Below are 24,544 nucleotides of genomic sequence, written 5' to 3'. Positions count from 1 at the left end.
CCGTTCCAGTGGTAATCTCCATCCATGCCCGAGACCGCCCTGCCCGGCCGCGCTGGCCAGGCCGCTCGCAACAACGTCGTCATCCTCGACGCCGCCCGCCACGTCTTCCTCGCGGACCCGAAGGCGCCGATCTCGCAGGTCGCCGAGCGCGCCGGCGTCGGCATCAGCGCCCTCTACCGGCGCTACCCCAGCAAGGAGGTCCTGCTCTCCCGGCTCTGCCACGACGGACTCCGCACCTTCATCGCCGAAGCCGAGGCCGCCGACGAGGAGCCGGACGGCTGGGCCGCGCTCACCGGCTTCCTGCGCCGGGTGGTGGACGCCGACGTCCACTCGCTGACCGTCCACCTCGCGGGCACGTTCACCCCGACCGAGGAAATGGGCGCCGACGCACGCCGGGCGAACGAGCTGACGGCGGGGCTCTTCGCCCGGGCGCGCGGGACAGGGCGGCTGCGGGAAGACGCCGTCACCGAGGACATCGGCATGATCCTCGAGTGCTGCGCCGCGATCCGCGTGGACGACGCGGAGCGCACCGCCGAGCTGCGCCGCCGGTACCTGGCGATGCTCGTCGAAGGACTCGAAGCGGGAAAAGACCGTGACCTGCCCGGTCCGCCGCCGCGTCCGGGTGAGATGAACGGCCGCTGGCGTCCGTCTTGACGGACGTGCCGCGGCGCGTCCGGATGGCGGTAACGAATTCCGGGAGTGCGACGACTGATCAGCGTCGGGTGTCCACGAATACCACGCAGCATCTGTCAGAGCGGCATTCCCCGGACGGAACAGCGAGACCACGACTATGCAAAGAACCTGGCGACGGGCCACGATCCTGTCTTCGGTGGCCGCACTGGCCACCGCGTTCATCGCGATGGCACCCGCCGCACAGGCGGAGCTGCCCAGTAGTTCTGTCGAAGTCAGCACCACCACGGTGCTCCCGGGACAGACGTTCACCATCTCGGAAACCGTTCACAACGACCGCGATTTCACGGTTACTTTCGCGAAGGCCGCCATTTACGGCACCCCGACGCCGATCACCGACATCGCCGACATCGTTTCCTGCACCAACACGACGGAAGTCGGCTGCTTCCAGCTCGGCAGCAGCTACCGCGCCGCGTTCGGCGACCTCGAGGCGGGCGGCACGAAGACCACGGTGTGGACCTTGCGCGTCAAGGACACCGCGGCGCCGGGCCAGTTCACGCTGCAGCACCAGTTCGTGGGCGACAACTACTCCTTCGACACGTTCGACGGCCCGGTGATGACGATCGGCAACCCGAACACCGTCGCCGACGTCAAGGTCGCGCTCGCCGCGACCGGCCACGGCGGGTTGAACGCGCGCATCGACTACACGCTGACCGTGACGAACACCGGCCCGTCGCCCGCGACCGGGATCCGTGTCGTGGCAACGTATGCGTCGGGCCTGTCGTTCGGCAGCGCCACCGGCTGCACCCGCGTGGGCAGCAGCCGGGCGTTGAACTGTGACGTCGCTTCGCTGGCGTCCGGTGCTTCGGCGACGGCCAAGTTCTCGGTCAACGGCGGCCTCCTGGCGCTCGGCTCGTACACCACCACGGCGGTGCGCACGGCCAGCTCGCCGGCGGATCCCCACGGTGCCAACGACAGCGCGTCGAAGACGTGCTCGGCGCTCACCGGGCTCATCGTGACCTGCTGAAGGCTCGCGAGAGGTGAACCGGGCTCGTGTCCTCCGCCAGGGACGCGGGCCCGGTTCGCGTTTTCAGCTCGTGGCCGAGGCGTACAGCTTCGCGATGTCGTCGTCGAAATAGGCGCTGTAGGAGACGTCCGCGGTGTCGCCGCCGAGTTCGTACCCGCCGATGACCCCGACGACCGCGCCGTCGGTGACCCACGGGCCGCCGCTGGTGCCGTCGGGAAAACCGGGACAGGCGACGCGCTGCTGGTAAGTGTCGGAGCGCGTTGTCGTGCCGGTGCAGACGACCGGGGAATCAGTGGTGTCGGGGTAGCCCTTCAGGGTGATGCGGTTGGTGAATCCGCGGTCGACGCCCAGCACGTTCGCGCCGGTGAGGCTTTCCACGGAAGCGGGATTCCCGGCCTGCTGAACGGTCAGGAACGCGAAGTCCAGGTCGGGATCGGCCGAAGAAGTCCAGCCGCCGGCGACGGTGACCTCGGTGACCGGCCACCTGCCCAGCGGCGCGACGCCGTCGTGATAACCCGGCGCGAACGCCATTCCGTCCTTGACGCAGTGCGCGGCGGTCAGCACGAGATCGCCGGCGCCGGAGTGCACGACGCTCGCCGTGCAGAAATGGCTGCCGTTGGCGAACAACGCGCCCACCGGGGAGATGGTTTTCGGCGGAGGCGCCGGAGTGGTGGTGGCTCCCGCGGCGTAGGCGTCGTCGGTGGTCGTGTCCGTGCCGGCGACGAGGCCGGCGCCGAGCGCCAGCACGGCCGCCGCGCCCGCGAGCGCGGGCCTCAGGAAGGTGATCGCCACCGTCCCAGATCACCACACCGGAGCCGGGACGGCAGCGCAACGACCCGGATGCACAGCGACTTCACAGCGCCTGCGACGTCGTTGAGGTCGAGGTCATGACGAGCTCGGTCAGGTCGCCCGACGGCACGGTCATCGGCTTCGAGACGCTCGGTGCGGGGCCGCCGATGGTCCTCGTCCACGGCACCGGCGCGGACCACACGCGCTGGACGGCGGTCCCGGCCGAAGCCGGGCGAGCACGTCGTCGGGCCGGAGGCGCGCAAACGTATGCGAGCGGCGGAAATCCGGCGGAGGTCCCTGGAGATCTTCCTGCGGGAGGCGCTCCGGCTGAGCCCCGCGGACGTCGACGCGATGCGGCGTACGCGGCCAGGCGCACCAGGCGATGGACTTCGACCCGGAGCAGTTCGTGCAGGCGGTGTTCGGCTTCAGCGGGGTGGGAGACCGCGGCGGTGCACCCAGGCCGCGACCTCCGTCCGGTTCGCCAGCCCCAGCTTCGCCAGGACGCTGCGGACGTGGCTTTCGACCGTGCGCTCGGAAAGCACCAGCCGGTGGGCGATCTGCCGGTTGCTCAGCGCGTCCGCGACCAGCGCCGCGACCTCCCGTTCGCGCCCGGTCAGCGGGTCGGCCGCGGTCCGCGCGCGCTCGAGCAGCGCGGTGGCGTCGCGCAGCCAGCCGGGCATGCCGAGCCGCCGGGCCTCGTCGGCGGCTTGCCGCGCCAGGGTTTCCGCTCGTCGCGGCTCTTCGAGAGCGGCCAGGCGGACGCGGTTGTGCACGACGTAGGGCCGGGCGCCGAGCCGGGCGTCCCACGCGATCGCTTCCTCGAAGAGCCGCACGGCGTCGTCGTGCCGGCCCAGGAGTGCGGCCAGGCGGGCCGACCAGCTGGGGGAGCAGTCGCCGCAGAAGGTGCCCGCGCCGCCCGAACCCACTGGCCGGCCGCCGGCCAGCTGCCCGGCCAGCCAGGCCGCGGTTTCGAGGTCGCCGAACTCTTCCAGCAGCGGCACCAGGTTCGGCCCGATCCCGGGTGAGTGCCCGATGAAGTCCGGGTCGCGCAGCCGGGGGCGCAGTGCGTCGTACCCGGCCCGCGCCTCGTCGCGCCGGCCGGCGACCAGGGCGGCGAGCGGGCGGGAGACGATCGTGATCGGCAAGGGCGGCGCGATGGCCAGCAGCTCCTCGGACCCCTCGGGCAGCTCGCCCGGGTCACCGAGCAGCAGCGCCAGCTGGAGCGCGAACGCGAAGGACATCCCGAGCGCGGACCGGTCTTCGGCCAGTTCGGCCGCCGCGAGTTCCCCCGCGAGGCGGTTCAGCTCGCGGGCGTCGCCGAACGCGCCGCGGTAGGCCGCGACCGACGCCCGCAGCCGCAGCTCGTGCCAGCGGACCAGGGGCAGCCGGGTCGTCGCCGCGAGAGCCGAGATCTCGCCCAGCTCGGCGTCGACGACGGGGATCGTGCCGACCTCGAACGCCGCGTCCACCCGCCACTTGTGGCCCCACAGCGCCACCAGCGGCCGGCCGGTGCCGCCGAGGGACACGGCGAGGGCGCCCAGCCGCAGCCGCTCGGCCAGGTCGAGCTCCGCCGGGCGGATCTTCAGCCGGGCGCGGACGGCGTCGATCCGGGCTTCGTCGTCCCCGGAAAGTTCGGCGAGGGCCAGTGCTTCTTCGGCGGTCTTGACGGCCTCGCCGGTCTTCCCGGAATCGGCCGCGACCGAGGCCGCCTGCGCGAGCAGCTTCGCCCGTACGGCCGGGTCCGCGTCCGGGCCGATGGCGGCCAGCGCGGACGCGGTCAGCTCGGCCATCCCGGGCAGCAGGTCGGGTGCGGACGTGTCCCGGACGACCAGGGCCGCCGCGACGACCTGGGCCGGGTCGGACGTCAGCGCGGCGGCTTCGCGCGCGTGCTCGAAGCCGCGGGCGAACCGGCCCGCCCGGTACTCCGCGGTCGCGAGCTCGACGAGCAGGGCGGGGAGCCCGTCCCGGCCGGCGCGGCGGCGGCAGTCGAGCGCGAGCGCCAGGAAGCGGGCGGCCTCGGTGAAGGCCAGCGAGCGGGTGGCGTCGCGCGCCGCGGCCTCGGCCCAGCCCGCGGCCCGGTCGAGGGCGTCCGGCGTCACCGCGGCACGCAGCCAGTGCCCGGCCACCACGCCGGCGAGCGCCGGATCGGGCCGCTGCTCCAGCGCCGCCGCCGTCCGGGCGTGCAGCTCTTCGCGGACGCCCTGGTCGAGGTCGGCGTAGATCCCGTCGCGCACGACCGCGTGGGCGAACCGCCGTGACCCGGCGTCGGCGGGCAGCAACACCCCGGCCCGCACCGCCCGGTCGAGGGCCGCCGCGACGTCGGCGACCGGCTGCCCGGCCACTTCGGCGACGATGTGCGCGTCGACTTCCTCGCCGAGGACCGAGGCGATCGCCAGCAGCGCACGCGTCCCGGGATCGAGGCCGGAGACCGTGGTGCGGACGAGGTGGCGCAGCTCCGCCTCCCCGCCGCCGGTCGCCGAAGAACGGGCGACCGCCTTGAGGTAGAGCGGGTTCCCGCCGGAGCGCCGCAGCGCGTCACCGGCGTCGACGCCGGTCCGGCCGACCTCGGCCAGGTAGGCCCGGACGTCGGGCTCGGACAGCGGGTCCAGGCGCAGGCTTTCCGTTCCCGGCCGTCCCAGCAGGTCGGGCAGTGCCTCGAAGAGCGGCCCGGCCGCATCGGTGTCCCGGTACGTCGCGAGCACGGCGAGCCGTGACCGGCGCAGCTCGCCCGAGAGGTGCCGCAGCAGCCGCAGCGAGGCCTCGTCGGCCCAGTGCAGGTCCTCGAGGACGACGACCAGACCGGCCGGCTCGGCCGCCGCGACCAGCGCGTCGGCGGCCAGCGCGACGAACCGGAACCGGGCCGCGACCAGGTCGGCGCCGTCGTGGCCGTCCAGCTCGGCGAGCGCGCGCGAGACCTCCGGCAGCGCTTGCAGCACCCGGCGCCACGGCCACAGCGGCGGGGCGCCCGGGTCGTCGACGCACCGGCCCCAGACGGCCTCGCGGCCGGTGACCGTCTCGACCAGCCGCGTCTTGCCGATCCCGGCGGGGCCGCCGACGAGCACCAGCGCGCCGGCGCCCGCGGCCGCTTCCGCGAGCCACGCCCGCAGGTCGGCCGTGGCACCGGCCCGCCCGACGAACGGCTCGCTGCGCGTCACCCGGGCAGTATCCCCTCCGGGTCCGGTTTCAGTGGCGTCCTGAGTACTGGCACTGATGTCCGGCACGCCGGTGCGGGAGACAGTCGGGGTTCCACCGGCGAAGGGACCAGCTCATGCACGCGACCATCCACCACCACCGGGGGCCACTGGGGACACCGGACCTCGGCCGGGACGCCCTCGGCACCTGCACGCTCGCCCACCTCGGCGGCCTGACCGGCGTCGTCGTCACGTTCTGGCCCGACGCGGCCGCCGCGGGCGAGGCCGCCGCGCGGCGACCCGCCGGGACCACCTGGCTCGACACCGGCGTCTACCGCGTCGTGGACGTCCACTCGGCGTCCGAGGCGGCCGCCTTCGCCCAGGTCACCTGGTTCGACGGCCCGCGCGGCGCCGGCCAGTCGGCCGCTGAGCTGCGTGCGGGCCGCGAGCGGATCTGGCCCGCCGTCCGGGACCTCGACGGTGTGGGGACGACCTACGTCCTGATGGCCGAGGACCGGGCTCTGGTCGTCGTCGGGCTGGCCGCCTCGATCGAAGCGTTCGAGCGCACGCGGGAGGCGATCAACGGCACCGAGCTGCTGCCCGGCGAGGACCCCGCGCTGCTGCCGGGCCCGGACCGCGTCGACCTGCACCGCGTACTGCACGCGGCCCTGCCGGCGCCGGCGGGTGCGCGATGAGCCCGCACGCCGCGGCCGCCCTCCGGGCCGGGACCTGGACCGTCCGGAGTGGACGGACGACGGCGTCCTTCGACGTCCGCAACTTCGGCTTCAACCGCGTCCCCGGCACGATCCCCGTCCGTGCGGGCAGCGTCGAAGTGGACGACAGCGGCGAGGTGACCGCGGTCCGCGCCGAGTTCGACCTCGGTGCGCTCGACACCGGCAACCCCAAGCGTGACGCGGACCTGCGGAAGCCGAACCTCCTCGACAGCGCGGCCCACCCGGAGATGACGTTCGGAGCCACCGGCGTCCGGCGGCACGGCGACGGCTGGGAAGTGACCGGCGAGCTGCGCCTGCGCGGGACGTCGTGTCCGCTGACGCTGCTCGTCGAGCCGGCCGGGGAAGGCGTCCGCGCGACCGGAACCCTCGACCGGACGCCGCTGGGCGTGCGGGCGCCGCGCGCGATGATCGGCCGGTACGTCCGGATCGTCGTCGACGCGGAGCTCGAACCGCCTAGGTGAGGTCCTTGGGCAGCAGGGCGGTCGCCGGGTCGGGGGCGGCGACCGCCTTGGGGCGCTTGTCGCGGAACAGCCAGCCGCCGACGATGCCGCCGACGAACCCGAACATGTGGCCCTGCCAGCTGACGCCCTCTTCGGTCGGTAGCAGGGACGCGAACTGGTAGGCGAAGCACAGGGCCATCACCAGCCCGAGCACGAGGTCTATCAGGTGGCGGTCGAACAGCCCGCGCACGATGATGTAGCCGAAGTAGCCGAACACCAGGCCGCTGGCGCCGACCGTGACCGAGTTCGACGGCGAGATGAACCAGACGCCGAGGCCGCTGGCGACGATGATCAGCACGCTGACGCCGAGCCACTTCTTCACGCCGCGGTAGGCGGCGAGGAAGCCGAACACGAACAGCGGCCCCGAGTTGCCCTCGATGTGGCCCCAGCTCTGGTGCATGAACGGCGCGCTGAAGATCTCCGGCAGCGACGCCGGGTCGCGCGCCTCGATGCCGAACTCCCGGCTCAGGTCGTAGCCGGTGGGGGCGTTGACGAGCTGGATCACCCACAGGACGGCCAGCAGGCCCACCATCACCCACAGGGCCTTCTTGGCTTCGGCGATCATCATCTCGGCGTCGCTGCGGGCCGGGCCCTCGCTGGTCGCGCTCATCTGTCCCCCTGCTCGGTGTGCGCCGAGGATAACCGGACAGCGGCCGCGGACGCGGCGTTCCGGACCGAGCCGTGACCTGGCAGAGTCGAGGCCATGACGTCACACCGGCCGGAGGTGGTCTTCCGCGGCCGTCGCATGCCCGGCGACCGCGCGCTGGTCATGGCCATCGTCAACCGCACGCCCGACTCCTTCTACGACAAGGGCGCGACCTTCGCCGGGAACGCGGCGCGCGGCGCCGTCGACCGCGCGGTCGCGGCGGGCGCCGACATCGTGGACATCGGCGGGGTGAAGGCGGGCGAGGGGCCCGAGGTCGACGTCGACGAGGAGAGCGAGCGGGTCGTGCCGTTCGTCGCCGAGGTGCGGGAGCGCCACCCCGGCCTGGTGATCAGCGTCGACACCTGGCGGCACGAGGTCGGGCGCCGGGTCTGCGAAGCGGGCGCCGACCTGCTCAACGACACCTGGGCCGGCGCCGACCCGAAGCTGGTCGAGGTCGCCGCCGAGTTCGGCGCGGGCTACGTCTGTTCCCACGTCGGGGGCATGCCGGTGCGCACCGACCCGTACCCGTCGCCGACCCCGGACCGGCCGTTCTGGCCCCGCTACGACGACGTCGTCGCCGACGTGGTCGCCGAGTTGACCGCGGCGGCCGAGCGGACGGTCGCCGCCGGCGTGCCGCGCGGCGGGGTGCTCGTCGACCCGACCTTCGACTTCGGCAAGAGCACCCGCCACGGCCTCGAGCTGCTCCGGCACTTCGACCGGCTGGTGGCGACGGGCTGGCCGGTGCTCGTCGCGCTGTCGAACAAGGACCTGATCGGCGAGACCCTGGACGTCGAAGCCCACGACCGCCTGGCGGGCACCCTGGCGGCGACGGCGATCGCGGCGCACGCGGGAGCGGCGGTGTTCCGCGCCCACCACGTCCGGGAGACGCGGGAAGCCGTCGAGGCGGTCGCGGGCCTCGTGTCTACTGTGGACTGAGCCGCCGGAGCGAGGTGACTTCGGCGGCTCGCGCCCGGTGCAGCGGATCGGCGGGGTCGAGCGCGCGCGGGTGGCGCGGACTCGCCGAGACCCGGTCCACCGCCCGCAGTCCTGCCGCGGCGATCCAGGCCGGCAGCTGCGCACGCGCGGAGCCCAAGGTGCTCGGCCAGATCCGACAGCACCAGCCATGCCGCCGCCGCAGGGGGATGACGCGACCGCCGGTTCACGGCGTCGAGTAGCCGCCGCGCGGCGGGGTAGTCCCCCTGCCAGAGCAGGGCGGACGTCGTGCGCAGGGCGGTCGTCGAGGACCGCCTGGCGGGAAGGAGGGGGTGAAGAGCCGGCGAGGGGGTTCGCCGGGGGCACGACTGGGGATCCGCGAGAGGTGCGGGGTGCGTGGTTTCCGGAGCGGGACCAGCTCAGGACGGCAGCATGAACGGGGTTCGTCACCCTTCGACCCCGGCGACCATGGCGTACAAAGGATGAAGAGGTGATGCCGGATGACGCCCTCGGTGGTGCGGCACGCGAAGCGGCGCCGGTGGGCGGTCGTCGCCGCCGTGGCCGCGGTGCTCGTTTCCGTGCCGTCGGTCGTCGCCGCGCTCGCCCCGGCCGGCGGACAGGTCGATCCCGGCCGGCTGCGCGAGCTCGTGCTGGGTTCCGCCGGGCGGCCGTACCAGGGGTACGCCGAAAGCGCCGGGTCGCTCGCCTTGCCGGAGCTGCCGAACCTCGCCCCCGTCACCGCGCTCTTCTCGATGCGGACGCCGATGCGCGCGTGGTACGCCGGGCCCGACCGCTACCGCGTCGACATCCTCGGCACCGCCGGCGAGCACGACGTCTACCGGCTGCCCGACGGCGAATACACCTGGGACTACGGCGACAACACGCTGACCGAGCTGGTCGGCGAACCGGGCGTCCGGCTCCCGCGGGCCGGCGACCTGCTGCCGCCCGAGCTCGCGCGGCGGATCCTCCAGGCGGCGAAGGGCGACCCGGTGAGCGCGCTGCCGGGCCGGAACGTCGCCGGCGTCGCCGCGTCCGGGCTGCGGCTCGTGCCGGCCGACCCGGCCACGACGATCGGGCGCGTCGACGTCTGGGCGGACCCGGCGACCGGGGTGGCCGTGCGCGTCGAGGTCACCGCCCGCGGGCAGCAGGCCCCGATCCTGGTCACCGAGTTCCAGCAGCTCGAGCAGACGACGCCGGTCGTCGAGGCGCCGCGGCCGGTGCTCGGCTCTGGGTTCACCGTGGCGAGCGCCCCGGACGTCTCGAACGCGCTCGGCGCGCTGGGCCAGGTGCGGCTGCCGGCGACGCTCGCCGGGCGCCCGGTCGTGTCGTCGACGTTCGGCGGGGTGGAGGGCGCCGCGCTCTACGGCCGGGGGCTGGCGTCCTTCGCGGTCATCGCCGTGCCGCGCGCCGTCGGGAACGCCGCGAGCGACGCCGCCGGGAAGGCCGGCGCGGTGCAGGCCAAGCTGGCGGCGGGCACCGTGGTGCAGCTGTCGATCACGCCGTTGTCGCTCGCGATCGTCCGCGCCTCGGCCTTCCGCCGCTCCTACCTGCTGGCCGGCACGGTGACGCCGGACGTGCTGAAGACCGTCGCGGAAGAGCTGTCCACGCTGCGCCGGGACGGCGGCCGATGATCGTCACGCGCGCGCTGACCAAGCGGTACGGCCGCACCGTCGCCGTCGACGCCGTCGACCTGGAGGTCCGCCAAGGCGACCGCTACGGCTTCCTCGGCCCGAACGGCTCGGGCAAGACCACCCTCGTCCGGATGCTGCTCGGCCTGGTCTACGCGACCAGCGGGGAGATCGAGGTGCTCGGCAAGCCCGTCCCGAAGCGGGTCGCCGAGGTACTGCCGGAGGTCGGCGCGCTCGTCGAGGGGCCGGCCGCGTACCCGCACCTGTCCGGGCGCCGCAACCTCGCGCTGCTCGACGCCGCCGGGCGCGGCGGCGGGCGGCGCACGCGACGGCGCCGGATCGACGACGCGCTGGAGCAGGTCGGGCTCGGCGCGGTGGACCAGCGGCCGGTCAAGGCGTACTCGCTCGGCATGCGGCAGCGTCTCGGGCTCGCCGGTGCGCTGCTGCGCCGGCCCGAGCTGCTGATCCTCGACGAGCCGACCAACGGCCTCGACCCGCAGGGCATCAAGGAGATCCGGGAGCTGCTCGTCGAGCTGAACGCGGGCGGCACCACGGTCTTCCTGTCCAGTCACCTGCTGGCCGAGGTCGAACAGCTCTGCACGCGCGTCGGCGTCGTCGACCGCGGCCGGCTCGTGCTGGAAGACGACTTGGCGACGCTCCGGGCGGCGACCGGCCGGATCCTGGTCGGCACGCCGGACGCCGCCGCGGCGGTCGCGGTCCTCGACGGGCAGCTCGAGTCCCGCGACGGCGACCGCCTGGTCATCCGGCACGCCGATCCGGCGGCGCTGAACGCGCTGCTCGTCGAAGCGGGGGTGCGCGTGACGTCGATCCACGCCGAGCAGCGGACCCTGGAGCAGGTCGTCCTCGACGTGACGGGTCCGGGGTCGGACCGGTTCGGGGTGGCCGGATGATCGCCGTCGAGCTGCGGAAGCTCGCGCTGCGGCCCCGGGTGTGGGTCAGCGTGCTGCTGCTCTGCCTGCTGCCCGCGATCGTCGGCGTCTTCCTGGCGACGGCGGACTTCGCACCGCCGCCCGGGCAGGGCGGGGCGTTCCTGTCGGCGGTCGTCTCCGACGGCGCGCTGTTCCCGGCGGCCGCGCTCGCCCTCGTCCTGCCGTTGTTCCTGCCGATCGCGGTCGCCGTCACCGCGGGGGACTCGATCGCGGGCGAAGCGTCCACCGGCACCCTGCGATACCTGCTGGTGCGTCCGGTCGGCCGGACGCGGCTGCTCGGCGCCAAGATGGTCGCGCTGGCCGTGTACGTGACCGCGGCGATCGTGATCGTCGTGCTGACGTCGCTCGTGCTCGGGGTGATCCTGTTCGGCACCGGCGGGACACCGGGCGTTGCCGGGCCGGGCGGGCAGCCGACCGGGGTGACGTCGTTGTCGGGGCAGTCGCTCAGCTCGTCCGGGCTGGGCCTGCGGCTGCTGGGCGCGGTTTCCTACATCGTCGTGTCGATGCTCGGGTTCGCCGCGATCACGGTGTTCCTGTCCACGTTGTCCGACTCGGCGCTCGGCGCGGCCTTGGGTGGGCTGGCGGTGCTGATCACCAGCTCGGTGCTGGAGACCCTGGACGCGGCCGCGTCCGTGAAGCCGTACCTGCCGACGCACTACTGGCTGTCCTGGATCGACTTCTTCCGCGATCCCGTGCTGTGGCGCACCATCGACCACGGCCTGCTGCTGCAGGCGGGCTACATCGTCGTGTTCTTCGGGGCCGCGTGGGCGAACTTCGCGACGAAGGACATCACGAGCTGAGGCACTCGGTCGGGGCTTCGAGCGGGCTGGTGCCGAGGGCCTGGAGGACGAGCTCGGTGACGGCGGGGTCGGTCGGGAGGTCGCCGTGGCCGGCCGGGTTGCCGGGGCAGACCTGCTGGAGGGCGACGTTGACGGCGCCGTCGAGGCGGGCGGACTCGGGCGGGGTGACCGTCTCGTCCCGTTCGGTCCACACCGAGAGCCACGGCAGGGTCGCCGGGATGGGTTCCTTCGCCAGCTCCTGCATCAGGGTGCTGCCGGGGGCCAGCTGCACGCACGCGGTGGGGCAGCCGCCCGGGACGAGCGCGCCACCGGCCGCGGCGAGGCCGGTGCCGTGCATCGGCGCGCCGAGCGTGATCACCCGGCGCGCCTGGTGGTCACCGCCGTCGCGGCTGACCCACAGCCGGGCCACGACGCCGCCGGCGGAGTAGCCGATGACGTCCACCGAAGGCGCTCCGCGCGCGTAGGCGTTCTCGACGGCTTCGGCCAGGACGCCGGCCTGTTCGACCAGGTCACCGGTGCCGTCGCCGGCCAGGGTGAGGACTTCGGTGTCGCGCCCGGTGGCCTGCCGGACGCGGGCGGCGAGTTCGTTCAGCGCGCCTTGACCGCCGCCGTAGCCGGGGACGAGCAGGACGGGCCCGGGCTGGTCCTGGTCGGGTCGCCCGGCCTGCGGCGCGGCGCTGGTCCCGGTGGTGGCGAGGACGGCGGTGACGAGCACGGCCACCACGACGACGGCGACGCCGCCCATGAGCATCCGCCGCCGCGGGCTGATCCCGCGCCACCAAGCCGTGATCCGCACGGCTCCATCATGACCCGGCCGAGCTGAAGGGGACGTGCGGTGGCGAGGGGGGCTGTCACCCGTTCGGCGCTGAACCGGACCGTGACGGCCGCCGTGTGCCCTGGTGGGAGTGTGGAGACAAAACCGGGGTGAGCTGATATGCGGATCCGGAAAATACTGCTCGTCATACCGTTGCTGGTCCTGGACCTCGCCGCCTGCGGGCAGCCGACGGTCCTCGTCAAGGTGGGCAAGGCGGTGCCGGTGCCGACGAGCACCGGCGTACCCGCCTGCAGCGCGTGGCTCGGGGATACGCCGGTGGCGCCGGCGATCGTGCGGCTCTAGTCGAACGGGTCCAGGGCCAGGTACGCCGTCGCCGGGTTGCCGTCGTTGACCAGGGACTCGAAGTGGCCCACGTCGTCGAAAGCGAACGCGTAGGCCTTGCCGTCCGCCATCTGCGCGTGGATCTTGCGCGCGTAGTGGTTCGTGACGGCGTCCAGGTAGAACCCGGCCGAACTCGTGTCCGGCTGGTTCGCGTTCGTCAGCAGCGTCGAGCGGTTGAAGCCCGCGCAGAGCGTGCGCGAGATCTGGCCGCGGACGTCGTTCGGCGCGTCGAGGTTCTTGTAGCAGCCGAAAACGCTGTCGGAGTCGGGTTTCCGGAACGCCGTCACGAACCCGCCGGAGGTGTTCGTGAAGTTCATGACGTTGCCGGAAACCCGGCCGTAGTACTTCACGTTCGGCTGGTCGGCCACCGGTGTGACGGTCAGCGTCGACGAGCTGTACTTCGTCCAGACGCGGTTGATGTAGTCCTGCAGCACGTTCGCGGGCAGCGCGCCGGCCTCGATGCCGTGGCTCGGCGCGAGCGCGCGCAGGACCGTGCCGTCGGAGCGCGTCCGGATCAGGTTGGCCCAGCCGCCCGGCTGGCCGCGCAGAGCGGTGAAGAAACCGTTGTAGCCGCCCGCTTTCAGGTGGCCGGTGTTCTTCGTGGTGCCGCCGACCGGCTGCACGCCGACCGCGTACGGCGCCGAGAACATGTCCACCTGGGTGCTGTTGAGCCAGAGCCCGCCGTCGTTGAGCGTGTACTCCGACCAGTTGAAGAGGATGTCGACGTTCGGGTCGGACGGGTTCTGGACCGCGGCTGCACGAGGCCGCCGGTCGTGAGCTTGACACCAGCTTCTGCCCGTAGGAGAAGTCGCCACTCGGTGTGCAGGAGGCGGCGTCGGGGATGAGCAGCCCGGACGTCATGAACGACTCTTTCATGTCGTCAGTCGCGGTGAACGACTCTTTCATGACACCGGGGCGGCGCTCAGGAGATGCGGCGGACCGGCTCCCCGCCCAGCAGGCAGTCGAGGTCGATCCGGCCGCCCGCCGCCGCGAGGACCGCGTCGATCGCCAGGTCGACGTCCAGCTTCCGGCCGTGCTGATCGGCGTACGCGCGCATCAGGTTGCCGATGTGGCGTTCGGGGTTGCGCCACGTCGGCCAGCGCAGCGACGCCTGGTTCGCCAGCCGCGTGAAGTCCGTCTGACGCTCCGTCACCTCGAGCAGCCACTCCAGGTAGACGCGCATCGCGTGCAGCGCGCTGTGGCCCGGGGTCGCCGCCGGGCCGTGCCCCGGGACGACGGTCCGCGGGCGGAACGTGTCCTGCAGCCAGGCGAGCGCGTCGAGCCAGCCCGGCACCGAGCCGTGCACCGCCAGCGGCGTGTCGCCGACGGACACGAGGTCGCCGGTGAACAGCGTGCCCGAGCGCGGCTCGTGCACCACGAGGTCGCCCGCGGTGTGCGCGACACTGGGCACCGCCACGACCTCGGCGACCGCGTCGCCGAGGTCGAGGCGGTGCCAGCCGGTCACCGGCCGGACCGTGTCCGGCTCCGGCGGCTCGAGCACGCCCCACTGGGTGTAGGTGAAGACGTTGCCGTAGGTCTGCGGGCCGGCCTTGACCAGGTCGACGCTGCCGGGCGCGGCCAGCGCCGTCCCGCCGCCACGCAGCGCGACGCCGACGCCGTTGTGGTGCTCGCCGTGCGCGTGCGTGATGGCGACGGTCAGCTCCTGCTCGCCCGCGTACTTCCGGACGTCGCGCATCAGCTCGAGGGTCGCCTGCTCGGTGCCGCACGTGTCGACCAGCACGACGCCTTCGCTGCCCTGGATCCAGCCGCTGTTCGAGACGAACCACTCCGCCGGGCTCTTCACGTACGCGACCACGCCCGGGCGCGCGTGCCGGAGCGGGACGATGTTCGATGTGACGGCCGGCATGGTTCCTCCCCTGGACTGACGAACCGGTTAACGACGGGGGCGCGAGCAGGTTGCGCCCCTCTCACCCGGCGAGCACCCAGCGCTGGTTCGCCGTCGCCGCGCAGGTCCGGATCTGCAGGCGGGTGCCGTCGGCGGACGAACTGCCGGTCGCGTCGAGGCACTTGCCCGACTGCGGGTTCAGCAGCGTGCCGTCGGAGCGCGCCTGCCACGTCTGCGCGCCGGTGGCGTTGCAGTCCCACAGCTGGACGAGCGTGCCGTCCGCGGTCCCGCTGTTGGACACGTCGAGGCACTTGCCGAGGGCGCGAATCGAGCCGTTTTGCCTGGTCCAGCGCTGGGCGGCGGTGGTGTTGCAGGTCCAGAGCCGCACGGCCGTGCCGTTGGCGGTGTTCGACGCGCTGACGTCGACGCACTTGCCGCCGAGCCCGGTGATGGTGCCGGCGGGGTAGGGCGTGCCGCTCGCGATGAGGTACGCGCTCGTCGCGACGTTCCAGTGGGTCGCCAGGTAGCTGCCGGGCGCGGGGTTGGTGTTGAAGTAGTCGTCGCCGAGGCAGTCGAACTGGTTCTCCGGCGCGCCCGGGCAGACCTTGACGAGGGTGCCCGGCGGGTTCGGCAGGCCGCCGTCGTCGTAGCACATGATGTCCTCGTCGTCCCAGCAGTGACCGAAGGCGCTGGAGTGGGGAGCGCTGCCCTGGACGGCGCCGAGGGTGTGGAGGAGTTCGTGCCCGGTGGCCTGCCAGGACCAGCAGCCGGTGCCGACCGTGGCGTAGTGCGGGCCGGCGTTGTAGGGGTTGCCCGAGCCGGGGCTGTCGTTGCCGCCGTTGCCGAACGCGAGGCCGCAGCCGTCCTTGTCGTACCAGACGATGTACTTGCGGTCGGCGCGGTTGTAGCCCTGGGCCTTGATGGCGTTGGTGATCGTGTCGACGGTGGCCATGTCGGACTGGGCGATGGTCACGTTGTTCACGGTGGCGCGGCAGCTGGAATCGGTGACGTACCGGAGGTGGCGCACGCCCCCGCCGAGCCGGCTCGCGGCCTCGACGAAGCCGTCGTCGATCTGGCTCGCGAAGGTCTGGAACTGGCCGGCGAACTGGGCGTAGCGGTCGGCCTGGGTGTTGCCGCGGACGTAGAGGGCTTGGACGCGCTTGCCGCTGGTGCCGTCGCCGTCGCAGACGGTCGCTTTTACTTGCGCCGTGGTCTGTTTCCGCAGGTGGCCGGGCAGCTGTTCGGTGCCGTCCCCGCCCGCGGCGGCGGCCGAGGGTAGTAGAGCGGAGGCGAAGACGAGGGCGGTGGCGAGCGCGGCGAGGCGCCAGGTTCTCGCGGTCATGGGGGAGTTCCGCCTTTCCCGGTACGTCAGTGGACGAGAAGTGCGGTCTAGACCATTGAGAATGATAGGCAGGGGTTGGTGGAGTGTCACTGACAAGAACGGACAGCCTGGGGTGAATCGCTCACGGTGGACAGGGCGGCCCGGCAAAGTCACGGCCGCGCGCGGGGTCGGGTGTCGCGAATGAGTCATTGGGGGCGCCGGAGGTCCCGAATGAGTCATTCGCGACGTTTGGCGACGTCATGAACGACTCTTTCCTGTCGTCCAGCGTCATGAACGACCCTTTCATGACATCGCAACCCGGCGAACGCGACTTTGCCGAGGCCCTGACATCACCCGCGGTCCGCTCGTCGGGTCGCGAGTTTTTCACGCCTCTCGGAGGGTTGGTCGGCGAGCGGTTTCCCGCGTCGGCCAGGGCAGGGCGATCACCTGCGCATTTCTGTCGGTCGACCGATAAATGATCTTCCCGGCCCGCTGAGCGGCACGGGTCTTGACAGTCGATCTCGTACGTTCATACTGGTATATACCTTTATGGGAGGGTCCGGGAAAACCGAGGGGGCTTCGCGCTCGCGGGCCGACGGAAGGTCTGAGGGGTCCTTCCGTCGGCCGCGCGAAGCCGTTGTGCGGCCTCCGGTCACGGGCAGTGTTGACACAACTACTGGTACGAACCAGGATGGGTGCTGCCGGCCGGGAGGAGACACATGGCGGGGGCACACGTCCGGATCGACAACCGGCTGATCCACGGGCAGGTCACCGTCGCCTGGACGCGGCGGCTCGGCGTGCGCCGGCTGCTCGTCTGCAACGACGACGTCGCCGCCGATGACCTCCAGCGCATGCTCCTCCCGCAAGCCGCCCGGGGGCTGCCGACCGAGGTCCTCACCGTCGCCGAGACGCTCGCCACCGAAGCCGATAACGGCGTCATGATCCTCGCGAAGGACCCCGAAGACGCCTTCCGCCTGGTCGACGGCGGGCTTCGGCCCGAAATCGTCAACGTCGGCAACGTCGCGCCGCGGCCCGGCACCGCCTACACCATGGTCGCGCGCTCGATCGCGGTCACCGCGGACGAGGCCGACGCCTACCGCAAGCTCGCCGCGGCGGGCGTGCCGCTGGTCACGCAGCTGATGCCGCACGACAAACCCGCCGAATTCGTCCCGCTGCTCGACCGGAAAGGGCTCTAGCCCCGCATGCTCGTCGCGTTGGCCCTGACTCTGTGGGCGATCTACTGCACCTACGACGGGCTCGGCCCGTTCCTGATCTACGCCCAGCGCCCGCTCATCGCCGGCTCGGTGGCCGGGCTGATCGTCGGGCACCCGCTGCTCGGCCTGCTGATCGGCGCGACGCTGGAGCTGGCCGCGCTCGGCGTCTACACCTACGGCGGCGCGACCATCCCGGACTACCAGACCGGCGCGATCGTCGGCACCGCGCTGGCCGCGGGTGCCGCCGGCGACACGTCCGCGCAGGTCGCGATCGGGCTCGGCGTCGGGCTGCCGGCCGCGATCCTGCTCTCCGCGCTCGACCCCGTCGGCAAGATCATCACCACCGGCCTGGTGCACCGGGCCGACGGCTACGCCGCCGACGGCAACGCGCGCGGCCTCGCGATGATCCACTGGGTCAGCCTGGTGCCGTGGGTGGCGGTGCGCGCCATCCCGACGTTCCTCGCCGCGCTCGCCGCGTCCGGCGGCCTGGTCAAGGACATCACCGCGAGCATTCCCGCCGGGTTCGTGCAGGGCATGACGCTCGCCGGGTCCCTGCTGCCGGCCGTCGGGTTCGCGTTGCTGCTCGGCATGATGGAGCTGTCGCGGTACTGGTACCTGCTGCTCATCGGGTTCGTCGCGTTCGCCTACCTCCACGTGCCGCTGCTGGGTATCGCGCTGATCGGCGTCGCGGTCGCGATGCTGTTCGTGACGCTCAAGCGCGACGAGCCGGCGATCGCCGTCCCGGAAGCCGATGAAGAGTCCACTGTGGACGCACGGCTGACCAAGCAGGACCTGCGCCGCGTGTTCCGCCGGTACTTCTGGGCGAGCCAGATCTCCTGGAACTACGAGCGGATGCAGGCGCTCGGGTTCGCCTACTCGATGGAACCGGTGCTGCGCCGGCTCTACCCGGAGAAGGCCGATTACGTCGCCGGCCTGCAGCGGCACCTCCAGTTCTTCAACACCTCGGTGCTCATCGGCGGCCCGCTGATCCTCGGCTCGAGCGTCGCGCTCGAAGAAGCGGGCACGCCGAAGTCGGCCGCGAGCACGAAGATCGCGCTGATGGGGCCGATGGCCGGCATCGGCGACACCGTCGTCTTCGCGCTGTACAACAGCATCGTCTTCACCATGGGCGCGTCGTGGGCCCTGCAGGGCAGCTGGCTCGGCCCCGCCTTCGCCGCGGTGATGGTGCTCGTGCCGTACACGCTGGTGCGGCGCTGGCAGTTCGGGTTCGCCTACCGCGAAGGGAAACGGCTGGCCGGCCACCTCGCCGCCGGCGCGCTCGCGCGCGTCGCGCAGGGGGCCACCGTGCTCGGGTTCGTCGTGCTCGGCGGGTTCATCCCGTCGATCGTCAAGGTCGTCACCACGCTGACCTACCGGCAGACCACGACGGTCCAGGGGCGGCCGGTGACGCAGGCCGTGGCGATCCAGGACCGGCTCGACGAGCTGGTCCCGTTCCTGCTGCCGGTGCTCGTCACGGCCGGGGTTTACCTGCTGACGGCCAAGGCGCGGCTGCGGCCCGTCTGGACGATCGGCATCGTCGTCGTCGCCGGGGTAATCCTGGGGTGGCTCGGCTGGTTCGCGCCGTCGGCCCCGGCGAAGAGTTAGGAGTCGTCATGACCGTTCCGATCATCCTCGCCGGGCACGGGCGCCTGCCCTCCGGTGTGGGGGAAGCCGCCGAGATGATCCTCGGCCCGCAGTCGCGCCTGAAGGTCTGCGAGCTGAGCCCGCGGGACAGCCCGGAGGAGTTCGGCGTCCGGGTGCTTTCGCTGGCCGGCGACGCGGCCGGCGTCCTCGTGCTGGCCGACCTGCACGGCGGCTCGCCGTTCAACGCCGTCCGCGCGCTCGCCGCCGCGCACCCGCGCATCCAGCTGGTCTCCGGGCTGAACCTGCCGATGCTGCTGGAGGTCCTGCTGCACACGACCGACGACGTCACCGAGCTCGCCGGGGTGGCTCGCGCCGCCGGCCGCGAAGGCGTCGTCGACGTCCTGGAATCGACCTGGTGACCGCCGCGCTCCTGCTCGCCGCGCAAGACGTCCGGATCACGCCGGGGCCCGGGCACCCGCTCGGCGGTTACCTGGCCCGGCACGGCGTCGCGACCGGTACGCACGACGACCTCGAGGCGTCGCTGATCTGGCTGTCCACCGAGGACGACCCCGGGGTGCTGTGGGTGGCGCTCGACGCGCTCGCGGTCGACGCCGGGCTCACCCGCACCCTGGCCGACGCCGTCGCGGCCGCGGTGGGCATCGACCCGGAACGGGTGCTCGTCTGTGCGTCGCACACGCATTCCGGGCCCGAGGGCTGGACCGGGCCGCTGCACCCCGGGCTGCCGGGGCAGCGCGACGCCGGGCTGGTCGGCCGCATGGCCGAGACGGTCACCGGCGCGGCGCTGCGGCTGCGCGCGTGCCGCGGCCGCGTCCGGGCCCGCTGGCACGCGGGGACGACGGAGGCCGTCGGCGGCAACCGCTACCGGCCGGACGGCCCGCACGACACGTCGTTCGGCGTGCTGGAGCTGCGCCGCGACGACGGTTCCCCGGCCGCGCTGCTGTTCGACTACGCCAGCCACCCGACCGTGCTCGGGCCCGACAACCTGACGTGGTCGGCGGACTGGCCGGGCGCGACGCGGCGCGAGCTGGCGGCGCTGATCGGCCAGCCGGTGGCGGCGTTCCTCCAGGGCGCGGCGGGCGACGCGAGTTCCCGGTTCGTCCGGCGCGGCCGCGACCACGCCGAGGTCCGCACGCTCGGCGGCCACCTGGCGACGTCGATCGCCCGCACGCTGGCGGCGGCGGGGTCCCCGGCCGCGACCGGCCCGATCCGGTTGTCCCGCTCGGCGCTGCACCTGCCGTACCGGGACGTGCCGACGCTCGAGCACAGCCTGGAGCTGCGGCAGTCGGCCGAGCGCGAGTGGCAGCACGAGCTGGCCCGCCACGGCGAGGACCACCCGGCGGTCCGGATCGCGCAGACGCGGTACGAGGGGTGCGCGATGCTCGCGGCGATGGCGGCCACCGACCGGCCGACGGGCTGCGCGGAGGTCCCGGTCAGCGTGGTGTCGCTGGGAGAGATCGCGTGGCTGCACACACCGTTCGAGCTGTTCGCTTCACTGGGGTTGAGGATCCGGCGGGGGAGCGCGTTCCGGCACACGCGGGTGATCGGCTACACGGACGGATATCTGGGGTACCTGCCCGACGCGGACGGGCACCGGGACGGGATTTACGAGTCGTACGTGACGTTGTTCGGGCCGGACGCGGGGGATGTGCTGGTGGAGCACTGCGTGAAGCTGCTGCGGGCCCACGACGTCAAGCGTGGCTCCGCCGAGCCTGGGTGAACACGGTGTAGCGGTCCGCGCGATACAGCGAGCGGCCCGCTTCGATGACGCCGCCGCTCTGGTCGTGGAGCGTGCCCTCGATGATCAAGCACGGCTGGGTGGGCTCGATGTCGAGCAAGGCCGCGTCTCCGCTGTCCGGGAGGACCGCGGAGATCGCCGTGTCGTTCCACTCTGCGTGCACGCCCCAGCGTTCCTCGAGGGTGCGGTGCAGGGACTGCGTCTCCCAGTCGAACAGCTCGATGTCGGGGAACCGGTCGACGGACAAGTTCGTGCGCTCGACCGCGAACGGCTCGTCGTCGACGTAGCGCAGGCGCTCCAGGCGGAACACGCGCGCGCCCGGGGGGACGTTGAGGCGACCGGCCAGGCGGGGCATCGCGCGCTCGACCTCGGCGTGGAGCACCTTCGTCTTGGGCACCACGCCACGGGCCTTCATGTCCTCGGTGAACGACGTGAGCATGTCGATGTGCGCCGCCTGGCGTTCGGCCGTGAAGGTGGCCGTGCCGTGCTGGCGGTAGAGGACGCCGTCGGAGACCAGGCGGTTGATCTCCTGCCGCACGGTGCCGCGGGCGACGCCGAAGTGCTCGGCGAGGAACCGCTCGGACGGCATCAGCCGCCCGGGACCGGCGTCGTTCGCGACGCTTTCGAGGATCTCGCGGAGCTGCTCGCCCTTGGGCCGCCCCGGCTGCAGCGCGTCCGGGAGCCGGAGATCGCTCGCGGGGACGTGTTTCGGACGGGGCATGGCTTCAGTATGTCGCGCGGACGGGCCGGAGGTAACACCGCTCATCCGGTGGCGCGGCGGGCGAGTTCGGCCAGGAAGCGCTCGGCGAGCGCTTCCCCCGTCACGTGCCCGACCGACCGGTACAGCCCCCGGGCCTCGCGCGCCGTCCCGTCCGCCAGCATCGAACGGCCGGCCGCGCGCTCCACGGCCGCCAAACCGAGCAGTGCCTGTGCCTCCAAAAGCCGGTAGCCGCCCGCGCGCGCCGCGTCCAACGCCGTTCGCGCGTGCTCGCCCGCTTCCGGCACCCGGCCGGCCGCCGCGAGGACCCACGCCAGCGTCGCCGACGCCTCCGCCAGCTGGCCCCGCAGGCCCGACTCCACCGCCAGCTCCCGGGCCTCGCTCAGCACCCGCTCCGCCAGCGCCAGATCGCCGGCGGCTTCCGACGCGCGGCCGAGCGCGATCAACGCCGCCGCCTCCACCTGGCGGTCGCCGTCGCGGCGGACGCGGTCCAGCGCCTCCTCCGCCGTTCGCGCCGCCGCGTCGTGGTCGCCGCGGGCGCCCTGCAGCGCACTCAACGCGGTGAGCGCCGTCGCTTCGCCGAAGCTCGAACCGAGGCCGCGGAACGCGCTCAGCGAGCCCTCCGCCGCTTCGCCCGCCTCCTCGAAGCGTCCCGTCTCCAGCCGTACCCAGGCGAGGTCGGCCAGGTTCGCGGCCTCCCAGAACCGCAGGTCCTCCCGGCGGCACAGCGCGACCGCCTCGCACAGGCAGTCCTCGGCCTGCTCCAGCCGGCCCAGCTGCCGGTAGTGGCAGCTCAGTGAGTTCAGCGCCAGCGCTTCGCCCGATCGGTTGGCCAGCTCGCGGAACAGCTGGATCGCGCGCCGGCTGTGTTCGACGGCCTCCGACAGCCGGCCGGTCCACTCCAGCATCGACCCCAGGTTCGCGACCGCCGTCGCCTCGCACTCGCGCCAGCCGCACGCCCGGCTGGCCAGCACCGCCTTCTCCGAGTGGCGGATGCCCGCCTCGTGCTGGCCTTCGCGGAAATACGCGCCGCCGATCGACAGGTGCACGAGCGCCTCCGCCGGCTGGGCGCCGTGCTCACGCGCCGCGCGCAGCAGGATCGGCGCGAGCTCCAGCCATTCCGCGCGCCGCCCGTGGTCGTGGAAGAACCGCCGCAGCGCGTCGGCCAGGTACCACGCGGCGGGGTACGGCCCCCGCGTCGCCGCCAGCCGCAGCGCCGCCGCCAGGTTCGGCACCTCGACGTCCAGCCAGGCCACGGCCGCCGCGGCGTCGGCGAACGCGACCGGGCTCGGCGCCGCCGGGGCGTCTTCGCGGGGGAGCGTCACGATCCGCGCGCCGAACAACGCGACGGCGGCGTCCGCGGCCGCGCAGTACCCGGTGAACAGCCGCTCCCACGCCTTTTCGCGCGCGGTTTCGTCTTCGTCGGCGCGGACGCACCGCTCGGCGTAGCGCCGGGCGAGGTCGTGGAACCGGAAGCGGCGGGGCGCGTGCGCCTCCAGGAGGTTCGCCGCGGCCAGCCCGCGCAGCCGCCGGGTGGCTTCCTCGGCCGGCACGTCCAGCAGCGCCGTCGCGGCGACCGCCGTGAAATCGGCGCCCGGCACCAGCGCCAGCAGCCGGAACGCCTGCCGCAGCCCGGGCGGCAACGCCTGGTAGGACACCGAAAACGCCTTCGCGACGGCGCTTTCCTCGCCGCCGTCGAAGCCGAGCTGGGCCAGGGGGTCGCCGCGCAGCTCCTCGACGAGTTCGCCGAGGCTCGCGACGCCGGTGTTCGCCGCCGCGATCCGCAACGCCAGGGGGTGGTGCCCGCAGAGCCGGGCCAGCTCGTCCGCCGCCGCGGGTTCGGCGGTGACCCGCTCGCCGAGCAGGGCGATCAGCAGCGCGCGCGAGTCGTCCTCTCGCAGCTGCGTCAGGCCGATCGACCGCGCGCCGGTGCGCGCGACGAGCTCGTCGAGCCGGTGGCGGCTGGTCACCAGCACCCGGCCCGACGACGGCAGCAGCGGCAGCACCTGCGCGGCGTCGCGGGCGTTGTCCAGCACCACCAGCGCCTGCCGGTCGGCCAGCAGCGACCGGTAGAGCTTGCTCTGGTCGTCGATGCCCGGCGGGACGTCCCGGAGGTCGACGCCGAGCGTGCGCAGCAATTGGGCGAGCGCGGCGGCGGGCGTGAGCGGCTCGTCGTCGGCGTCGAAGCCGCGCAGGTTCACGTACAGCTGGCCGTCGGGGAAGCCCGTCCGCGCGGTGTGGGCCCAGTGCACGGCCAGCGCGGTCTTGCCGACGCCGGCGGTGCCGGTGATCACCCAGACGTCGCCGGGCTCGTCGAGCGCGGCCAGCTCCGGTGCCCGGCCGGTGAACCCGCGGACGTCCAGCGGCAGCTCGGCGGGCCGCGGCACGACCGGGCTCGCGGCCGGCACCGGCTCGCCTTCGCCGCGCAGGATCCGCATCCGCAGGTCTCGCAGGGCCTGGCCGGGTTCGATGCCGAGCTCGTCCACCAGCAGCTCGTGCGCCCGCGCGTAGCTCTCCAGCGCTTCCGGCGTGCGGCCGCAGCGGTGCAGCGCGAGCATCAGCGCGGCCCGCAGCCGCTCCCGGAACGGGTGTTCCTCGACGAGCCGGCGCAGCTCCCCGACCACCTCGCCGTGCCGTCCCGAAGCCAGTTCCTGCTCGTACAGCTCCTCGAGCACGACGAGCCGGCGTTCGGCCAGCGCCGGGCCTTCGTGCTCGGCCAGTGGCTCGCTCACCCCGCCGAGCGGGGTGCCGTCCCACAACGCCAGCGCGGCCCGCAGGTGCCGGACGGCGTCGGGGCCGGACGTCGCCCTGGCCCGCGCGACCTCGTCGTCGAACACGTCGAGGTCCCGGTCACCGGGCGCGACCTCGATCACGTAGCCGGGCGCGCGCCGGACGATGACGTCGCGGCCGAGGAGCTTCCGCAGTTCGGAGATGTGCACCTGCAGCCGGCCGCGGACGCTCGGCGGCGCGTTTTCGCCCCAGGTCAGGTCGATGAGCCGGTCTTCGCCGACCACGCGGTTCGGGTTCAGCAGGAGCGCGGCCAGCACGGACGTCTGCTTCTGGCCGCCGGGCCGGACCTCGCCCGTGTCGCCGAGGACCGTGACCGGCCCGAGCAGGCGGTAGCGCACGTGTAGCCCCCAGAAGGCCGACCGAAGCGGAACGGAAGTGCCATGAACGACCC

Annotated in this window: 23 protein-coding genes; 13 read left to right on the top strand and 10 right to left on the bottom strand. The window is 73.2% G+C overall.

Features of this window, described 5'->3' with window-relative positions; all coding sequences use genetic code 11:
• Positions 1–24: 24 nt before the first annotated feature.
• Positions 25–654, top strand: a complete 630-nt coding sequence (locus tag AB0N03_RS11880; RefSeq protein ID WP_364369251.1) for a helix-turn-helix domain-containing protein — start codon at positions 25–27, stop codon at positions 652–654.
• A 175-nt stretch (positions 655–829) separates the two neighbouring features.
• Complete coding sequence (locus AB0N03_RS11875; protein ID WP_364369248.1) at positions 830–1,657, top strand: hypothetical protein; 828 nt, start codon at positions 830–832, stop codon at positions 1,655–1,657.
• A 63-nt stretch (positions 1,658–1,720) separates the two neighbouring features.
• Here AB0N03_RS11875 and AB0N03_RS11870 read toward each other — a convergent pair whose 3' ends face one another.
• The 3 genes from AB0N03_RS11870 to AB0N03_RS11860 form a co-directional block, all read right to left on the bottom strand.
• The gene (locus tag AB0N03_RS11870; RefSeq protein WP_364369245.1) at positions 1,721–2,449 is read right to left on the bottom strand and encodes a serine protease; all 729 of its coding nucleotides are present in this window, start codon (positions 2,447–2,449) and stop codon (positions 1,721–1,723) included.
• Positions 2,450–2,510: 61 nt separating this feature from the next.
• Entirely contained in the window at positions 2,511–2,633 is a 123-nt protein-coding gene (locus AB0N03_RS11865; protein WP_364369242.1) for a hypothetical protein, read from the bottom strand.
• Between the two features lie 238 nt (positions 2,634–2,871).
• Positions 2,872–5,601, bottom strand: coding sequence for an AAA family ATPase (locus AB0N03_RS11860; protein WP_364369239.1), 2,730 nt, complete (start codon positions 5,599–5,601; stop codon positions 2,872–2,874).
• Positions 5,602–5,714: 113 nt separating this feature from the next.
• Between AB0N03_RS11860 and AB0N03_RS11855 the strand changes: the two genes are divergently transcribed.
• Both AB0N03_RS11855 and AB0N03_RS11850 read left to right on the top strand, forming a co-directional pair.
• Entirely contained in the window at positions 5,715–6,272 is a 558-nt protein-coding gene (locus AB0N03_RS11855) for a hypothetical protein (RefSeq protein ID WP_364369236.1), read from the top strand.
• Positions 6,269–6,772 (top strand): YceI family protein, encoded by a 504-nt coding sequence (locus tag AB0N03_RS11850; protein WP_364369233.1) that lies wholly within the window; start codon positions 6,269–6,271, stop codon positions 6,770–6,772. Before AB0N03_RS11855 ends, AB0N03_RS11850 begins: the two co-directional genes overlap by 4 nt.
• On the opposite strand, the gene AB0N03_RS11845 is transcribed toward AB0N03_RS11850, so the two are convergent.
• Positions 6,765–7,421 (bottom strand): rhomboid family intramembrane serine protease, encoded by a 657-nt coding sequence (locus tag AB0N03_RS11845; protein ID WP_364369230.1) that lies wholly within the window; start codon positions 7,419–7,421, stop codon positions 6,765–6,767. The two genes, AB0N03_RS11850 and AB0N03_RS11845, sit on opposite strands and share 8 nt — an antisense overlap.
• Positions 7,422–7,514: 93 nt before the next feature.
• Here AB0N03_RS11845 and folP point away from each other — a divergent pair, with 93 nt between their 5' ends.
• From folP to AB0N03_RS11825, 4 genes are all read left to right on the top strand, one after another.
• Positions 7,515–8,393 (top strand): dihydropteroate synthase, encoded by an 879-nt coding sequence (folP, locus tag AB0N03_RS11840; protein ID WP_364369228.1) that lies wholly within the window; start codon positions 7,515–7,517, stop codon positions 8,391–8,393.
• A 497-nt stretch (positions 8,394–8,890) separates the two neighbouring features.
• Positions 8,891–10,021 carry a hypothetical protein gene (locus AB0N03_RS11835; protein WP_364369225.1) on the top strand — a complete coding sequence of 377 codons (1,131 nt, stop codon included), beginning with the start codon at positions 8,891–8,893 and terminating at the stop codon, positions 10,019–10,021.
• Positions 10,018–10,929: an ABC transporter ATP-binding protein gene (locus AB0N03_RS11830; protein WP_364369222.1), complete on the top strand. Its 912-nt coding sequence runs from the start codon at positions 10,018–10,020 to the stop codon at positions 10,927–10,929. Before AB0N03_RS11835 ends, AB0N03_RS11830 begins: the two co-directional genes overlap by 4 nt.
• Positions 10,926–11,768 carry an ABC transporter permease gene (locus AB0N03_RS11825; RefSeq protein ID WP_364369219.1) on the top strand — a complete coding sequence of 281 codons (843 nt, stop codon included), beginning with the start codon at positions 10,926–10,928 and terminating at the stop codon, positions 11,766–11,768. The genes AB0N03_RS11830 and AB0N03_RS11825 overlap by 4 nt, the downstream gene beginning before the upstream one ends.
• Here the strand turns inward: AB0N03_RS11825 and AB0N03_RS11820 are convergent.
• Positions 11,758–12,564: a lipase gene (locus AB0N03_RS11820; RefSeq protein ID WP_364369217.1), complete on the bottom strand. Its 807-nt coding sequence runs from the start codon at positions 12,562–12,564 to the stop codon at positions 11,758–11,760. The genes AB0N03_RS11825 and AB0N03_RS11820 overlap by 11 nt on opposite strands.
• A 138-nt stretch (positions 12,565–12,702) precedes the next feature.
• Between AB0N03_RS11820 and AB0N03_RS11815 the strand changes: the two genes are divergently transcribed.
• Positions 12,703–12,885, top strand: coding sequence for a hypothetical protein (locus tag AB0N03_RS11815; protein ID WP_364369214.1), 183 nt, complete (start codon positions 12,703–12,705; stop codon positions 12,883–12,885).
• Here AB0N03_RS11815 and AB0N03_RS11810 read toward each other — a convergent pair.
• The 3 genes from AB0N03_RS11810 to AB0N03_RS11800 all read right to left on the bottom strand — a co-directional run bounded on the left by AB0N03_RS11810 (position 12,882) and on the right by AB0N03_RS11800 (position 16,112).
• A complete protein-coding gene (locus tag AB0N03_RS11810) occupies positions 12,882–13,739 on the bottom strand; it encodes a beta-1,3-glucanase family protein (RefSeq protein ID WP_364369212.1) in 858 nt (285 codons plus the stop codon). The genes AB0N03_RS11815 and AB0N03_RS11810 overlap by 4 nt on opposite strands.
• Positions 13,740–13,846: 107 nt before the next feature.
• The gene (locus AB0N03_RS11805; RefSeq protein WP_364369209.1) at positions 13,847–14,791 is read right to left on the bottom strand and encodes an MBL fold metallo-hydrolase; all 945 of its coding nucleotides are present in this window, start codon (positions 14,789–14,791) and stop codon (positions 13,847–13,849) included.
• 61 nt (positions 14,792–14,852) lie between these two features.
• Positions 14,853–16,112, bottom strand: a complete 1,260-nt coding sequence (locus tag AB0N03_RS11800; RefSeq protein ID WP_364369207.1) for an RICIN domain-containing protein — start codon at positions 16,110–16,112, stop codon at positions 14,853–14,855.
• 698 nt (positions 16,113–16,810) lie between these two features.
• Here AB0N03_RS11800 and AB0N03_RS11795 point away from each other — a divergent pair.
• The 4 genes from AB0N03_RS11795 to AB0N03_RS11780 are packed head-to-tail and all read left to right on the top strand — an operon-like array spanning position 16,811 to position 20,627.
• Positions 16,811–17,287, top strand: coding sequence for a PTS sugar transporter subunit IIB (locus AB0N03_RS11795; protein WP_364369204.1), 477 nt, complete (start codon positions 16,811–16,813; stop codon positions 17,285–17,287).
• Positions 17,288–17,305: 18 nt separating this feature from the next.
• Positions 17,306–18,910, top strand: coding sequence for a PTS system mannose/fructose/sorbose family transporter subunit IID (locus AB0N03_RS11790; RefSeq protein ID WP_364369201.1), 1,605 nt, complete (start codon positions 17,306–17,308; stop codon positions 18,908–18,910).
• An 8-nt stretch (positions 18,911–18,918) separates the two neighbouring features.
• Positions 18,919–19,308, top strand: a complete 390-nt coding sequence (locus AB0N03_RS11785; protein WP_364369198.1) for a PTS mannose transporter subunit IIAB — start codon at positions 18,919–18,921, stop codon at positions 19,306–19,308.
• Positions 19,305–20,627 (top strand): hypothetical protein, encoded by a 1,323-nt coding sequence (locus tag AB0N03_RS11780; RefSeq protein ID WP_364369195.1) that lies wholly within the window; start codon positions 19,305–19,307, stop codon positions 20,625–20,627. Before AB0N03_RS11785 ends, AB0N03_RS11780 begins: the two co-directional genes overlap by 4 nt.
• On the opposite strand, the gene AB0N03_RS11775 is transcribed toward AB0N03_RS11780, so the two are convergent.
• Both AB0N03_RS11775 and AB0N03_RS11770 read right to left on the bottom strand, forming a co-directional pair.
• The gene (locus tag AB0N03_RS11775; RefSeq protein WP_364369192.1) at positions 20,599–21,366 is read right to left on the bottom strand and encodes a GntR family transcriptional regulator; all 768 of its coding nucleotides are present in this window, start codon (positions 21,364–21,366) and stop codon (positions 20,599–20,601) included. The genes AB0N03_RS11780 and AB0N03_RS11775 overlap by 29 nt on opposite strands.
• Positions 21,367–21,407: 41 nt before the next feature.
• A complete protein-coding gene (locus tag AB0N03_RS11770) occupies positions 21,408–24,491 on the bottom strand; it encodes a BTAD domain-containing putative transcriptional regulator (protein WP_364369189.1) in 3,084 nt (1,027 codons plus the stop codon).
• Between the last annotated feature and the right edge of the window lie 53 nt (positions 24,492–24,544).

It is taken from the genome of Amycolatopsis sp. NPDC051061, assembly GCF_040682935.1.
GTDB lineage: Bacteria > Actinomycetota > Actinomycetes > Mycobacteriales > Pseudonocardiaceae > Amycolatopsis.
The sequence above is the reverse complement of the archived record's forward strand: the minus strand, read 5'-3'. Positions and strand labels throughout refer to the sequence as shown.

Coding starts and splice junctions, on each gene's coding strand:
- AB0N03_RS11775 (WP_364369192.1), bottom strand. CDS start 21,366: ATGCCCCGTCCGAAACACGTCCCCGCGAGCGATCTCCGGCTCCCGGAC.
- AB0N03_RS11795 (WP_364369204.1), top strand. CDS start 16,811: ATGGCGGGGGCACACGTCCGGATCGACAACCGGCTGATCCACGGGCAG.
- folP (WP_364369228.1), top strand. CDS start 7,515: ATGACGTCACACCGGCCGGAGGTGGTCTTCCGCGGCCGTCGCATGCCC.
- AB0N03_RS11845 (WP_364369230.1), bottom strand. CDS start 7,421: ATGAGCGCGACCAGCGAGGGCCCGGCCCGCAGCGACGCCGAGATGATG.
- AB0N03_RS11815 (WP_364369214.1), top strand. CDS start 12,703: ATGCGGATCCGGAAAATACTGCTCGTCATACCGTTGCTGGTCCTGGAC.
- AB0N03_RS11830 (WP_364369222.1), top strand. CDS start 10,018: ATGATCGTCACGCGCGCGCTGACCAAGCGGTACGGCCGCACCGTCGCC.
- AB0N03_RS11855 (WP_364369236.1), top strand. CDS start 5,715: ATGCACGCGACCATCCACCACCACCGGGGGCCACTGGGGACACCGGAC.
- AB0N03_RS11785 (WP_364369198.1), top strand. CDS start 18,919: ATGACCGTTCCGATCATCCTCGCCGGGCACGGGCGCCTGCCCTCCGGT.
- AB0N03_RS11800 (WP_364369207.1), bottom strand. CDS start 16,112: ATGACCGCGAGAACCTGGCGCCTCGCCGCGCTCGCCACCGCCCTCGTC.
- AB0N03_RS11825 (WP_364369219.1), top strand. CDS start 10,926: ATGATCGCCGTCGAGCTGCGGAAGCTCGCGCTGCGGCCCCGGGTGTGG.
- AB0N03_RS11880 (WP_364369251.1), top strand. CDS start 25: ATGCCCGAGACCGCCCTGCCCGGCCGCGCTGGCCAGGCCGCTCGCAAC.
- AB0N03_RS11850 (WP_364369233.1), top strand. CDS start 6,269: ATGAGCCCGCACGCCGCGGCCGCCCTCCGGGCCGGGACCTGGACCGTC.
- AB0N03_RS11835 (WP_364369225.1), top strand. CDS start 8,891: ATGACGCCCTCGGTGGTGCGGCACGCGAAGCGGCGCCGGTGGGCGGTC.
- AB0N03_RS11805 (WP_364369209.1), bottom strand. CDS start 14,791: ATGCCGGCCGTCACATCGAACATCGTCCCGCTCCGGCACGCGCGCCCG.